This window comes from Mycobacterium sp. NS-7484 (assembly GCF_001953975.1).
GTDB lineage: Bacteria > Actinomycetota > Actinomycetes > Mycobacteriales > Mycobacteriaceae > Mycobacterium.
On the sequence record NZ_MBEJ01000063.1, the window covers coordinates 1 to 11,133 of the forward strand.

The following is an 11,133-nucleotide window of genomic DNA, read 5'->3' on the forward strand; positions in this document are numbered from 1 at the left end:
TGCCGTGGTTGCCGCCGCCGAGGGGTTCGCCGGTGAACGGGTGCATGCCCGCGGCCATGCAAGTGGCGAGTTGGGTGCAGAGCACGGTTTTGCCGCCGCCTTCGGCGCCGGTGAGGACGATGCGTTCCATCCGCTCGAGCAGGCCGGGGATCAGCCAGTGGTGTTCGTCGGCGACGGCGAGGAATTCGCCCATCGGTGTGGGTGGATCTTGGGCGAGGTCGGTGGCGATGCGTTCGGCTTCGTCGCAGGCGCGGCGGGTTTCGGCGACGGCGGCGGCGATGTCGGCGCGGTCGACGCCGGTGGTCCACGCCGATTCCATGCGTTGTGCGAGGCGTGTACCGGTTTCGGAGAGTTTCCGGGCCGCGGACAGGTCGCGGATGCGTTGGGCGAGCATGTCCGCTGAGTCCGGTGACCATGCCGCTTGGACAGCGTCGAACACTGCCGGGGGCGGGATCTTCGCGGGCACGAGGCCCCGCGATTGCGCCAGCACGAGCACGCTGGACGGGTCGACGGGCTGGCCGGCGGTGAGCATTTCCCCGATGAGGGCGGCGGTGCGCCGGTAGACGGGGATGAACCAGTCGTCGGTGCGTACGGACAGGAACGCGGTGCGGCAGGCGTCGGGGGCGAGGAGTGTGGCACCGAGGAGCGCCTTTTCGGTGGTTTCGTCGTAGGCGCGTGTGGTGCCGTCGGTCAGTCCTGCCAATTTGTGCTCCGGTTGCGTCGGATGATGCGGGTGATGTGGCCGGGCATGACGCGTTCGGGGTTGTCGGCGTAGTGCTCATGGACGGCTTCGACGGCTTCGTCGGCGGTCCACGCGCGTCGGTGGGCGGCTTCGGTCCAGACGACGATGGCAACGTCGTCGAAGACGCGTCCGTCGTAGGCGTGGAGAACTTGCAGGAGGGTGAGGATTTCGTCGGTGGTCATGACGCGGCTCCAGGTAGTGCGGTTGGTGGCTGGTCGAGGGCGGGTGCGCGGCCGAATGAGGCGAGCGCGGCCAGGCGGGGGTCGGGGTTGGTTTTGCGGGCTTCGATTTGGGCGATGGTGAGTTCGCGTTTCGACGGACCCGCTGGTGTGCCTTGTCGGCGTTGGTGGTCCTCGAGGGCGGCCAGGCGCAGCTGGTCGTACTTTTCGCGGAACTTCGGCATGGACAGGATGTTTTTGCGCCAGAACGGGTCTTGTTGGCACCAGTCGATGAGGTTGAGCGCCTTGGTGAGGTCGCGGCTGTCGCGGTCGAGCAGGAGGCGTGCTTCGCGGCGCCAGCGTTCGGTGATGGTGGGGCGTCGGGATCCGTTGTCGACGATCCGGTCGCGGAGGCGGGCGCAGAGGGTTTCGACGGCGGCGGGTGGTGGCGCTGGCGGCGTGGGCGTTTTCGCCGAGGAACAACTCTCCGTAGTATAGTTCTTTAAATGGGGCGGTGCGGGTCGGGTCGGGTAGAGCGGACGGTCGTCGGACACGTCGGGGGACGTCCGTGCGCCGTCCGGTTGGATGTCCGGCCGGACATTTTCTTGTTTTGCCTGCTTATCGGCCTTGGCGGCCCTCGCGGCGCGCTTGCGTTCGGCATCGTCTCGGCGTCGCGTCGTGACGTCGGCGCGCGACGGCTGATACTCCGACCAATCGTTGAAGAAGTATCGGCGAGCGTTCGCCGAAGCTTCGTCGCACGTCCAAAGACCAACTTCGACGAGTTTCGCGGCCTGTTTGCGGGTTCCTCCGATCGCCCGGATCTGGCGATCGGAGATCACTCCATCGGTGAGGTGACGCGCACAGTAGGCACCCGCCAGCGTCCACAAACCGATCGCGGCGGTGCCGGCCTCGAGCACCTTCGGATGGTCGTAGAAGCTGTCATCGACCCGAAACCACGTCACTTTTCGGTACCTCCCGCGAACACTCGAAGTGAGTCACGCGTGACATACGCTGTGACGGTGCGGTCGGTGTCGCCGAACTCGGCGCCGGGCGTGCCTTCAGTGCGGCGTATTGCTTTGCGGACACCGCTTTCGGTCATGCCGAGCAGTTCGGCAATCTCGGCGTCAGCGAACCCGTATCGGCGGGCGAGCAGCATGTAGCGCGGCTTGTTGGCGAGGAGGGTTTCCTGTTGCCTGCGCAGGGTGTCGAGCATGTCGACGATGTACGGGCGCGCTTGGTCCTGTGGGACAGACACGGCACCGACGGCAGGTCCGGGGTTGCGCAGCTCAGTATCGGTGGTACGTAAGCGCTTACTGGTGCGCTGAACCCCGGACCTTGCCATCGTGGGACACCTCCTAGAACTCGAACATGGGTGGCGATTGCGGGCCCACACAGTCCGTGTGGGCCCGCAGGGTTACGCCTTCTGGTTGATTGCGTCGGTGAGCGCGGCGAGCTGCGCGTGGATCGCGAGCAGCGCCATCGTGGTGGCGGTCTGCGCGGTGACCAGCAGCGACGAATCGTCAGCGGTGCTCACCGATTCACCGACCAACGCGACCATCGCCTTGGCCGACTGCGCGTAATCACGGGTGCTCACCTCACCCACCCATCGATGCGGCGTGCATGGATGGCCCGGTCTAGGCCGGCTTGTCGACCGAAGGCACAGAGCGGGCACTGACATTCGAGGTCGGAACGGCGTTCCCCGCTGACGTAGACGCGGGTCGGGTGGCCGTCGGTCAATGCGTCGAACAGCTCGCGCATGTGCCAGTACTGGCCCCGGTATTCGGCGATCTGTTCGTTCTTCTCGGCTTCTCGGCAGTCGCAGGCCAGATGGTGATTTGTGCACGACAAATAGCGCGGGTCGAGAGTGTTTGACGGCGGGCTAGATGTGATCGCGACCGATTGGCCGCGGAACCGGACCAGCGGGCCGACGAGGCTGTTCGTGGGGCGGGCGATGTGTGGCGGCAGGTCGTGGATCACTGGTCCACCTCGATGGCCTGCTGGACGCTGTCAGCCGCGCCGTCGTCCTCAGCTTGTTCGACGGCGACTGCGGCGGCCTGACGGTCGAGCTCGGCGATCACCTCGTCGGCTTCGCGGTGAGACAGCTCGGCGACGGTCCGGATCTGGCGTTCGAAGAACGCGGACAGGTAGGCCAGTTTCTGCTGGCGTTCGGACGCGCCGATCTCCTCCAGCTGTTTGCTGATGTGCCGCTGTTGGATGCGCGTCGACCCGATAGACGTGGAGTCGTCCTGCGGGTCGTCGACCTGCACGGTGTCCTGCTTTTCGACCTCGTTTGAGGCGGTGCCGGCGGGGGCCTGCCACTGCTGCACCTTCGGCGCCGGAGCCGGTTCGGTCGGGGCAGTGGACTCGCGGAGCAGCTCGTCGGCGGTGACGCGCTCGGACTGGACGCGCACCGGGGTGCGGGGCTCGAGTTCCAGATCCTCGCGGGTGTGGGAGATACCGAGCAGCACGTCCGGGGCGAGCTTGCGGCACACCTCGGCACAAGCCTTCGCGTACAGCATGGCCTGCGGGTCGGTCTCGTACTTCTTGTTGCTGGTGTACCCAGCGCGGTGGGCCCGTTCTATCGTCCACGTGCTGGTTTCGGTCTCGCCGGCGGGGGAGCGGCCGGTCACGGTCACCTCGGTGTCGGTCGTCTTCTCGGTGTTGAACCGGAATCCGCGGGCCTTCAACAACGCGACCATGGTGCGCGCGTAGATCGACGGCTGCCCGTGCACCGGGAACACCTGCTGCAGCGACTGGATCGGGTTCAATCCGAGTTCGGCGCCGTACAGGATCGCCGCCGCTGCATCGTCCGGCTTCCCGCGGTACACGGCGGGCACCATCTGGGTGCCGACCATCGCGGTCGCGAGCTGGTGGGCTGCGTTCATCATCTCGGCGTGCCCGCGCAGCATGTCCATGGCCGCGGCTGTGGTGCCTGGCGTGGACGCGGTGGCCAGTTCGGCGCCGTTGGCGATGAGGTCGAGTTCAGTGGTCATGACGTGTATTCCTCCTGCTTGTAAGCCCATCCGGGCAGGTCGATCGGGTGAATGTGGTCGCCGTGGCTCGGCCATTCGCCGGACTCACGGCAGGCCGCGTAGAGGTCGATCGCGCGGCGGTTGCGGGCGGCACCGAGCTCGACGGCTCGGTCGGGCAGCTCGACGACGTACGGCTCGTACGGCGGTTGGTCGCAGATGACGCCGAACACGAACGCGCTGCGGATCCCGTGCGCTGCGAGTGCGGCCTGATACCAAGGCTGTTGGCAGTGGTAGCCGTACTCGAGTGCGCTGTGCTCGAATTGCCGCGGGCCCGGTGCGCGCGACTTCTTGAGGTCGAGGATCAGCACCGTGTGGTCGTCGATCCAGTGCACCCAGTCGAGGCGAGCGCGCAGCATCACGCCGGTGACCTCGTCGTGGTAGTAGACCGTCAGCTCGGGCTCGCCAGTGGACAGCCACCGTCGAACCTGCGTGTGGTTGCGCAGGTTCTCGGCCGCCGCGTGTGCCGCGGCGTACTCCTTCGGACGCATCGGGACGCCGCCCTCGTCGCGAATCTCCGCGACTCGGTTCTTGGCGTCGTTGGAACGCCATTCGTCGTATCCGGTGTCGACCAGCGGCGCGCCGGTGCCGAGCACGAGGGTGTGTACGGCCGTACCGAAATCCATCGCGGCCGACGACCGCGGCGGATTGTCCTGCTCGTATCGCCACCGGTGCGGCGTCACCTCGAGCAGCCGCCGCGCCCCCGTCGACGACAGCGAATCGCGGTCGCCGTGGTAGACGTCCTCCGGGACACCTGCATACAGGCCCGGTTCGGTGGGGGCGGTCATGACGCCACCGCCGATGCGGTAGCGGTGAGCGCGAGGATCCGGTTCGCGGTCTCGCGGGTGACGTACTTTTGCTTCGGGTTCGCGATGTTCGGCACCACCGTGTGCGACACCCCCGCACGCTTGGAGATCAGCTTGTAGCTGAACCCGACCTGGCGCAGGTTCCGAATGTGCTCGCGCACAGGTTCGGCGGGCACGAGTCCCTGCCTGCACGCGTGGCATTTCGAGTCGGGTCGGGTTGTGACGAACTCGGCGCCGCAGGATTCGCAGGTCATGGATGTGCGTTCCCGGTGCCGGGCACGGCGCTTCGGCGGCTCAATACCCAGCCATTCGCCGAGCTTGCGCCAATCCTGAGCGTCAGCGGTGTCGAAACCGGCGTAGATGCCGAACCGTTCGTTGCGTGTGACAGCAGCGATCCCGCACTCGACGCGGATCGGGCATTCGGTGCGACACAGTGCCTTCGCCGCACGGATCTCGATGCCGTCGTGGGAGAACCACAGTTCGGGGTTGTGGCGTCGGCATTCGGCACGACCGTCCCAGTTCGCGGGCAGCGCAGGCAGCGCGGTCGATGGTTTGGTCATCACAGCACCGCCTTGTCGGCGTCGAACCGCACCGTGAGCACCCGTTCCTCGGTGGTTGCGCGGACCATCAGCGGACGATGGTTCAGCAGCCGCGACAGCGTGGTCGCTGGCAGCCCGAACGCATCTGCGATCTGCTGCCCGGTGATGCCCGCATCACGCAGCGACTCGAGGTGCGCGAGCGTCTTCGCGGAATCGACCATCTTCGGCTCCTGCGCGGGACTCTCCGCGCGACGCAGCACCATGTAGCACTTCTCGCACCGGCCACGCGCGCCATACCGGCGGCCACCGGGAACCGGTGGCCGGGCCCTACGGCTGTAGGTGGGCACACCGCATTCGGTGCAGGAACCGCGGTCGTAGGAAACGACCGGCGGTGCAGCCTTGACCGGCTGCGGTGTCGGTTGCGGCTCGATCAAGCCGAGCATCGCCAGCAGCTCGCCGGCGTCGGCCGCGTCGGTGGCGTACCGGCACACCGTGAGCCGTGCCTGCTCGCGGTCGCTGTCGGTGAGCGGCGGGCAGTCGATCGCCGCCAGCATCGGATTGGTTTCTCGCATCACCAGACTCCGTTCGCGTAGTCGACGCCGAGGTCGTGGGCGCGGTCCCAGGCGGCGCCGTCGTCGTCGCGGCCGTCGTCATCGAAATCGATCGCGGCCAGGGTCGTTTCGCCGCTGCCGCCGCAATACAGGCAGGTCACTTGGGTGTAGGCGCCGGGAGGGTAGACGCCGTTGCCGTCGCAGCGCGGACACAACACAATGTCCGCGTCGAGTTCGGTGGGGTACACCTCGCCGGTGTGGCAGCAGTGCTCACAGCCTTCGCCGCCGCAGAACGGGCACACGTAGTCGACCGGCACCAGCCAGTTGTGCAGCAAACCGAGACCGATTCCGCCGAGGACCAGCAGATACGAGAACTGAATGAACTTTCCGAGCAGGATCATCGGGCCACCGCCTCGAGCTGTTCGGCCTCGGAGATGACGTTGTCGTAGTAGTCGATGTGCCCACACGGGTTGTGCCACACCTGCACCCAGTAGAAGGCGCCGTCGTCGCACTGCCGCAGACCCTGCGGCGTGCCGCGCCGGGCACCGCAGCGCGGACAAGCCGCGGCGATCGTGACGGTGCGGGTGATCGGGTTGATCGGGCCGGAACCCCACGGGGATTCGGCAGCTCGGTCGCGGACAGTGACGGTCATCGTGTCGTTCATGCCGCTGCCTCCGGCATCGTGATGCCCAGCGTGGCGGCTGCGTCCTCGAGCTCGTCGGCGACGGAACCATTGCCCTCGAACCGGAGTTCACGCACCAGCTCGGCGAGCTGCTCGCAGGCACCAGCAGCGAACTCGCTGCCGAACAGGGCGGCCCCGATCTTCGTGTACAGGTCGCGCAGGCCGTCATCGGTGAGGTGCGCGTGCAAGGCGTGCCCGAACCGGATGACGGTGCGGTCGCCGTACCGGTAGACGGTGATGTTGGTGTCGTGGGTCGAGGCGATGGTGACGAAAGTGTTGTCAGCCATGGTCTGCCTTTCGGGTAGGGTGCCCGGTGTGTCGTCGCCGCAGGGATAGCGGCCCATGCGGCGACTCGGGCACGGGTGATTGGTTGGCGTGCCGTTCGACCGGCGGGATTTGGGTCACCGCTGGTCGAACGGTCACGGTTCCCGCAGCGGGAACGAATTCGGGCGGGACGCCAGCAGCAGCGACACCGACGCAGCCGATTCAGCGACAGACAGCAACGCGACCACGTACATGCAGTCCTCGGCCGACGCGGTCGGTGCGTCATAGGCGGCGCGGCCAGCGCGAGAAATGAGCCGATCCATCAGGGTCGAGACATCAGGGATGTGGTGGTCGCTCACAGGGCCCACCCCGCAGCGTTCACCAGGTACGCGAACAGCAGGACCATGAACGCGATATCGAGGACGACCAACGCGAGGTCGAGCAGCAGGCCACGCGTGATCGCGTCCGGGTGCGGCAGGTGGAGACGGTTCATGACACACCCGCTTCGCGCCGCTTACGGTCCACTGTTTCGGCGTGCTCGAGTTTGCTGGCGAGGACACGGTTGCGCAGGTCGCGGTCGGCCCAGGTACGTTCAGCAGCCAACTGCTGCAGCAGGTTGAGGTAGGCGGCGATCGAGTCGTCGCTGTTGTAGGCGAACTGCTCGAACAACTCGGCGCGGTTCTGCAACGGGGCGATCCGGTTGCTCATGCCGCCACCTCCGGCGCGGTGCGGGCGGGGCGCAGAGCATGGCGAACGACGCGGGCCTGCTTCTCCGACAGCGGCACCCAGCCGCGTCGGGCCTGGTCCAACCAGGCGCATTCGGCCGCAGTGAATCCGGTACGGTCGGGCGTACCTGGGCTCATCTGACGGGTCGAGGTGGTTGCGGCGGCACCCGGACGTTCTTGGCGGGATGGACGGGTGCCGTTGCTGTCGGATGAGGTGCGGCGGCTCATGCTGCATCACCGGCTTTCGTCGCGGCCCGGTCCATGAGGTCGTTGCCGTCGGCGTCGACGCGGCGGGTGCGTTCGAGCACAGATACGGGGCAGTTGAGGGCGACAGCCAATTTCTTCAACTGGGTCGGGTTGGGCCAGCGGCGCCCGTTCTCCAGGTCGGACAGGTAGCTGAGGCTGATATCGGCTTCGCGAGCGAGGGACGACAGGCTGTGCCCGTCCTTCTCCCGGATCACTCGGAGTTCTTTCCAAACTCCGAAGCGACGTTGTGTGATGGTGGACATGTACGCAACGGTAGTGCGTAGGTACGCGTAGTGCAACTACCAATTTGCGTAGAGACGCAAACATGCGCACTACCTGGGGTGTTCGAAGGTTGCGCCAGGGCAAACGCGAAGAAGTGAGTACTGCCGATGCGTTGGACTTCGCACAGGTACGCACGGATAGTTGACGCATGTCAGAGCACTCACCACCCCCCGAGGCGGAACTCATCGAGCGCTTACGCGCCGAGATCCGCCCGCCCCTCTCGGCGCGGGCAGCGGCCCGCGCAGCGGGCATCAGCGAAGGCCGATGGCGGCAGATCGTCAAGGGATACAACAAAGCCACCAGCGACGTCCGGGTCCCGGTCATCGCGCCTGCCGAAACGCTGGCACGCATGGCGAAGGCGGTCGGCGCCGGCCCCGAACAGCTGAGCGAGGTCGGGCGTGAAGACGCGGCCGACGAACTGCTCCTGATCTACGCACGTGGGAAAGTTGACATAGAACAGTCGACCTCGGCCGACGACGACTGGAAGCGGGTGCAACAGACCGCTGCCACGCTCGCTATCGAACTGCTCAGCCTGTCCGTCGGACGCGACTCGAAAACCCCCAACGAGCTCGCCGAAGATGCTCACCGCCTCTACTCCGACCTCGTCGCCCTTCAGGAGCGCGTGGCCGAATCGGCGCACGCAGTCGGCGGTCCCGGTACCGGCCCCCTGGTCACCAGCAAGGGCAGTTTCACCGCAGCGCCCTCGGTAGAGGATATGACCGAAATCCAGGAAGATATGGACTCGCGGGCGCAGCGCCACGGGTCATAACGGTTCGCAGATGATCGTCGCCCAGCCGCCGCGGCCCTGAATCCATCCGCAACCTGGATCTATCGCCGCGATGCGCGCTTGCTGGGCCTGTCGCACCACCTCGGCGCGCTGTCCGATCGTGGTATCGGCGCGGGCCACCGCTTCGACGACGCCGTCGTCGTGCACAACGACGTGCCCGATGGTGGCGCGCTTGCGCATGATGTCGATCGAAACCGGTCGGCTCGACTGCCGTATCGTGATCCCGAATCCGCGCATCATTTCTGCGTAATGCTCGATGGCCTTGGACATTTCGGCGGCGACATGAGCTGGCTCGTCGAGCGTGCTCATGCGGGAGCCGTCGCGACCGGCCCGCGCTTTGTGGTGACACCAGATTCGTTAAGCAACAAACACCTCGCAATCACCCCGACACGCAAAACCAGCTGTTCGAACATCTGTTCTAGTGACGTCATGATAGCCCGCTGTGAGCTGGGCGCAAAGGGTTTCGACGGATACTTGTCCGCTTATTTCGTCGGTCAACACCAAAGAGTTACAACCCGTTTCAGCTACTCATCAGTAATTCGATGGGGTGCAGCGCGATTCGCGACCAGCAATGCGTAACGCTGCGTACAGTGACTGCGATCACTGATCGACAATGCTGCCGACCCAGGGGCCCGCCCATGCCACCGTCGCCGAACCACAACACCATCGCCGTCGGCGCGCTACTCGCCGCGTTCGCGCTCACCACCGCATGTAGCAGCAACGACACCAGCAACGGCGACAGCCTCTCCACCACGGTGGCTGCCACGGTTCCCGCTTACGAGATGACCGAGCAGGACAAGGAACTGACCGCCCTGGTCAAGACCGACAACACCGACCAGCTGCGCCTTGTATACCGCGAGATCGCCGACCAGGTCACCGACACATACCCCGAGGGCGGATACTTCCTGCGGATCGACTGCGCGTTTGGCAACGAACCGGGGAAGACGGCCATACGACTGGCCAACGCACGAATCGCCGTCGGCCAGCTCGGCGCAGCACAGACCGGATTGAAGGCCGGCCAATCAGACATCAAGTTCAACACCGGTGTTCGGTGCATCGAGAACCCCGAGCCGGAGACGTTCGACCCGAACCGGCCACTGGACCAAACCTATGCGGTCGAACTGTGCGAAGGGCGACTCGAAGAGAAGTACGTCGCCGGTCAGCTTCCGCTGACACTGTCCAATGTCCGGGCCACCGAAGACAGCGGCGAGTGGACAGTTTCGGGATCCGTTCGCGGGACCGTCCCCGAGGGCCAGTCGTCGTCTGACGTCAGCTTTGAGTGCGTGGTAACCGACAACCCGCTCCGATCCAGCGTGACCAAGTTCGACCACTAACCAGCCCCGACAGCCTGGACTCAGACCACCGACTCCTGCACCGTCCGGGCATACCGTGCGGCGCTATGACTGCACCTGTCGGGAACCTGCGTGTCGAGATCACCGGCGACGCCTCCGGGTTTGAACGGCAGCTGCAAGCCGCAGTCCAAACCGCCATGCGCGACGTCGTCCGCGAAATCCAAACAGGGATGCAACGCGGCAACCAGGCACTCAATCAGATCGACGATTCAGGCCTGCGCCGCGCCGCGCAGTCCGCGCAGCAACTGAACCGTGAGGTGCGGCAGGTCGACTCATCCGGTCTGCAACGCGCCACCCGGCAAGCCGAGCAGCTGCGCCGCGAAGCCGGGCGCACCGCCGACGAAATCGAAGAAATCGGGCGTGCCGCCCGCCAATCGAGCCAGCAGCTCGAGCAAGGACTCACCGAAGGATTCGAAGGCGCGCAGCAAGGCGCCGAACAAGCCGGTGACGGTGCGGGCGCATCGTTCATGGCTGGATTCGCGCCCCGCATCGCGCAGCTCGGAGGCCGCGCCGGACCCATCGGCGTCGCCCTTGCTGGCGTCGCTGCGATCGGGTTCAGCGCGGGTGCTGTCCTCGCGGGCGCCATCGCCGACGGCATGGAGCAGGAAGCGACCGTCGACATGTTCCAGGCGCGCACCGGCGTCGACGAGGCCACCGCGAAACGGTTCGGTCGTGCCGCCGGTCAGGCCTACACAGACGCGTTCGGCGACTCCATCGCCGAGAACCTCGACACCGCGCGGGTTGCGCTGTCAGCGATCCCAGTTTTCACCGCTTGCCCTGCAGCTCGCGCGACGGCGGGGATGTCTTCGCCCATGATCGACGACACCGTCTCCAGCTGGCCGATGACTTTCTGGATGTCCTGATTCGTGGCAGTCGGGTCGAGCAGACCAGATTGCAGCGCAACCCGCGCGGTGTCGAGGTTCTCGGCGATGGAGTCGCCGAACGCGTCTGTGTAGGCCTGACCGCGCAC

General features: G+C 66.1%; 22 protein-coding genes. 3 read left to right on the forward strand and 19 right to left on the reverse strand.

Annotated elements, in window-relative coordinates:
• The 18 genes from A5733_RS11330 to A5733_RS11410 form a co-directional block, all read right to left on the reverse strand.
• A partial coding sequence (locus tag A5733_RS11330; protein ID WP_233152672.1) for an AAA family ATPase occupies window positions 1-703 on the reverse strand: 703 nt, incomplete at its 3' end.
• The gene (locus tag A5733_RS11335; protein ID WP_076240179.1) at window positions 691-924 is read right to left on the reverse strand and encodes a hypothetical protein; all 234 of its coding nucleotides are present in this window, start codon (window positions 922-924) and stop codon (window positions 691-693) included. The genes A5733_RS11335 and A5733_RS11330, both read right to left, overlap by 13 nt.
• A complete protein-coding gene (locus A5733_RS11340) occupies window positions 921-1,862 on the reverse strand; it encodes a hypothetical protein (RefSeq protein ID WP_076240180.1) in 942 nt (313 codons plus the stop codon). The genes A5733_RS11335 and A5733_RS11340 overlap by 4 nt, the downstream gene beginning before the upstream one ends.
• Window positions 1,859-2,113, reverse strand: coding sequence for a hypothetical protein (locus A5733_RS11345; RefSeq protein ID WP_076240181.1), 255 nt, complete (start codon window positions 2,111-2,113; stop codon window positions 1,859-1,861). The genes A5733_RS11340 and A5733_RS11345 overlap by 4 nt, the downstream gene beginning before the upstream one ends.
• A 201-nt stretch (window positions 2,114-2,314) precedes the next feature.
• Window positions 2,315-2,494: a hypothetical protein gene (locus A5733_RS11350; protein ID WP_142253938.1), complete on the reverse strand. Its 180-nt coding sequence runs from the start codon at window positions 2,492-2,494 to the stop codon at window positions 2,315-2,317.
• A complete protein-coding gene (locus A5733_RS11355) occupies window positions 2,491-2,877 on the reverse strand; it encodes a hypothetical protein (RefSeq protein WP_076240183.1) in 387 nt (128 codons plus the stop codon). Before A5733_RS11355 ends, A5733_RS11350 begins: the two co-directional genes overlap by 4 nt.
• A complete protein-coding gene (locus A5733_RS11360; RefSeq protein WP_076240184.1) occupies window positions 2,874-3,893 on the reverse strand; it encodes a hypothetical protein in 1,020 nt (339 codons plus the stop codon). Before A5733_RS11360 ends, A5733_RS11355 begins: the two co-directional genes overlap by 4 nt.
• Complete coding sequence (locus A5733_RS11365) at window positions 3,890-4,717, reverse strand: PD-(D/E)XK nuclease-like domain-containing protein (RefSeq protein ID WP_076240185.1); 828 nt, start codon at window positions 4,715-4,717, stop codon at window positions 3,890-3,892. The genes A5733_RS11360 and A5733_RS11365 overlap by 4 nt, the downstream gene beginning before the upstream one ends.
• On the reverse strand, window positions 4,714-5,295 hold the full coding sequence (locus A5733_RS11370; protein WP_076240186.1) for a WhiB family transcriptional regulator: 582 nt from the start codon (window positions 5,293-5,295) through the stop codon (window positions 4,714-4,716). The genes A5733_RS11365 and A5733_RS11370 overlap by 4 nt, the downstream gene beginning before the upstream one ends.
• Window positions 5,295-5,846 (reverse strand): hypothetical protein, encoded by a 552-nt coding sequence (locus tag A5733_RS11375; protein WP_076240187.1) that lies wholly within the window; start codon window positions 5,844-5,846, stop codon window positions 5,295-5,297. Before A5733_RS11375 ends, A5733_RS11370 begins: the two co-directional genes overlap by 1 nt.
• Entirely contained in the window at window positions 5,846-6,226 is a 381-nt protein-coding gene (locus A5733_RS11380) for a hypothetical protein (RefSeq protein ID WP_076240188.1), read from the reverse strand. Before A5733_RS11380 ends, A5733_RS11375 begins: the two co-directional genes overlap by 1 nt.
• Window positions 6,223-6,489 (reverse strand): hypothetical protein, encoded by a 267-nt coding sequence (locus A5733_RS11385; protein ID WP_076240189.1) that lies wholly within the window; start codon window positions 6,487-6,489, stop codon window positions 6,223-6,225. Before A5733_RS11385 ends, A5733_RS11380 begins: the two co-directional genes overlap by 4 nt.
• Window positions 6,486-6,794, reverse strand: coding sequence for a hypothetical protein (locus tag A5733_RS11390; RefSeq protein ID WP_142253939.1), 309 nt, complete (start codon window positions 6,792-6,794; stop codon window positions 6,486-6,488). Before A5733_RS11390 ends, A5733_RS11385 begins: the two co-directional genes overlap by 4 nt.
• A 132-nt stretch (window positions 6,795-6,926) precedes the next feature.
• Entirely contained in the window at window positions 6,927-7,130 is a 204-nt protein-coding gene (locus tag A5733_RS11395; RefSeq protein WP_076240191.1) for a hypothetical protein, read from the reverse strand.
• Window positions 7,127-7,264 carry a hypothetical protein gene (locus A5733_RS27485; protein WP_158070604.1) on the reverse strand — a complete coding sequence of 46 codons (138 nt, stop codon included), beginning with the start codon at window positions 7,262-7,264 and terminating at the stop codon, window positions 7,127-7,129. Before A5733_RS27485 ends, A5733_RS11395 begins: the two co-directional genes overlap by 4 nt.
• Window positions 7,261-7,479 carry a hypothetical protein gene (locus A5733_RS11400; protein WP_076240192.1) on the reverse strand — a complete coding sequence of 73 codons (219 nt, stop codon included), beginning with the start codon at window positions 7,477-7,479 and terminating at the stop codon, window positions 7,261-7,263. Before A5733_RS11400 ends, A5733_RS27485 begins: the two co-directional genes overlap by 4 nt.
• A complete protein-coding gene (locus tag A5733_RS11405; RefSeq protein WP_076240193.1) occupies window positions 7,476-7,724 on the reverse strand; it encodes a hypothetical protein in 249 nt (82 codons plus the stop codon). Before A5733_RS11405 ends, A5733_RS11400 begins: the two co-directional genes overlap by 4 nt.
• Entirely contained in the window at window positions 7,721-8,005 is a 285-nt protein-coding gene (locus tag A5733_RS11410; protein ID WP_083666112.1) for a helix-turn-helix transcriptional regulator, read from the reverse strand. The genes A5733_RS11405 and A5733_RS11410 overlap by 4 nt, the downstream gene beginning before the upstream one ends.
• 167 nt (window positions 8,006-8,172) lie before the next feature.
• On the opposite strand from A5733_RS11410, the gene A5733_RS11415 reads away from it, so the two are divergent.
• Window positions 8,173-8,793: a hypothetical protein gene (locus tag A5733_RS11415; RefSeq protein ID WP_076240195.1), complete on the forward strand. Its 621-nt coding sequence runs from the start codon at window positions 8,173-8,175 to the stop codon at window positions 8,791-8,793.
• Here the strand turns inward: A5733_RS11415 and A5733_RS11420 are convergent.
• Complete coding sequence (locus A5733_RS11420) at window positions 8,788-9,120, reverse strand: hypothetical protein (protein ID WP_076240196.1); 333 nt, start codon at window positions 9,118-9,120, stop codon at window positions 8,788-8,790. The genes A5733_RS11415 and A5733_RS11420 overlap by 6 nt on opposite strands.
• Before the next feature lie 329 nt (window positions 9,121-9,449).
• Between A5733_RS11420 and A5733_RS11425 the strand changes: the two genes are divergently transcribed.
• Window positions 9,450-10,145 (forward strand): hypothetical protein, encoded by a 696-nt coding sequence (locus A5733_RS11425; protein ID WP_076240197.1) that lies wholly within the window; start codon window positions 9,450-9,452, stop codon window positions 10,143-10,145.
• A 65-nt stretch (window positions 10,146-10,210) separates the two neighbouring features.
• Window positions 10,211-11,026, forward strand: coding sequence for a hypothetical protein (locus tag A5733_RS11430; RefSeq protein WP_076240198.1), 816 nt, complete (start codon window positions 10,211-10,213; stop codon window positions 11,024-11,026).
• The last annotated feature ends 107 nt before the right edge of the window (window positions 11,027-11,133 follow it).

Bases quoted from the DNA above. Each gene is read 5' to 3' on its own strand.
- A5733_RS11390 (WP_142253939.1), bottom strand. From the start codon at position 6,794: ATGGCTGACAACACTTTCGTCACCATCGCCTCGACCCACGACACCAAC.
- A5733_RS11335 (WP_076240179.1), bottom strand. From the start codon at position 924: ATGACCACCGACGAAATCCTCACCCTCCTGCAAGTTCTCCACGCCTAC.
- A5733_RS11420 (WP_076240196.1), bottom strand. From the start codon at position 9,120: ATGAGCACGCTCGACGAGCCAGCTCATGTCGCCGCCGAAATGTCCAAG.
- A5733_RS11430 (WP_076240198.1), top strand. From the start codon at position 10,211: ATGACTGCACCTGTCGGGAACCTGCGTGTCGAGATCACCGGCGACGCC.
- A5733_RS11415 (WP_076240195.1), top strand. From the start codon at position 8,173: ATGTCAGAGCACTCACCACCCCCCGAGGCGGAACTCATCGAGCGCTTA.
- A5733_RS11370 (WP_076240186.1), bottom strand. From the start codon at position 5,295: ATGACCAAACCATCGACCGCGCTGCCTGCGCTGCCCGCGAACTGGGAC.
- A5733_RS11425 (WP_076240197.1), top strand. From the start codon at position 9,450: ATGCCACCGTCGCCGAACCACAACACCATCGCCGTCGGCGCGCTACTC.
- A5733_RS11410 (WP_083666112.1), bottom strand. From the start codon at position 8,005: ATGTCCACCATCACACAACGTCGCTTCGGAGTTTGGAAAGAACTCCGA.
- A5733_RS11400 (WP_076240192.1), bottom strand. From the start codon at position 7,479: ATGAGCAACCGGATCGCCCCGTTGCAGAACCGCGCCGAGTTGTTCGAG.
- A5733_RS11380 (WP_076240188.1), bottom strand. From the start codon at position 6,226: ATGATCCTGCTCGGAAAGTTCATTCAGTTCTCGTATCTGCTGGTCCTC.
- A5733_RS11365 (WP_076240185.1), bottom strand. From the start codon at position 4,717: ATGACCGCCCCCACCGAACCGGGCCTGTATGCAGGTGTCCCGGAGGAC.
- A5733_RS11385 (WP_076240189.1), bottom strand. From the start codon at position 6,489: ATGAACGACACGATGACCGTCACTGTCCGCGACCGAGCTGCCGAATCC.
- A5733_RS11345 (WP_076240181.1), bottom strand. From the start codon at position 2,113: ATGCTCGACACCCTGCGCAGGCAACAGGAAACCCTCCTCGCCAACAAG.
- A5733_RS11360 (WP_076240184.1), bottom strand. From the start codon at position 3,893: ATGACCACTGAACTCGACCTCATCGCCAACGGCGCCGAACTGGCCACC.
- A5733_RS27485 (WP_158070604.1), bottom strand. From the start codon at position 7,264: ATGAACCGTCTCCACCTGCCGCACCCGGACGCGATCACGCGTGGCCTG.
- A5733_RS11375 (WP_076240187.1), bottom strand. From the start codon at position 5,846: ATGCGAGAAACCAATCCGATGCTGGCGGCGATCGACTGCCCGCCGCTC.
- A5733_RS11405 (WP_076240193.1), bottom strand. From the start codon at position 7,724: ATGAGCCGCCGCACCTCATCCGACAGCAACGGCACCCGTCCATCCCGC.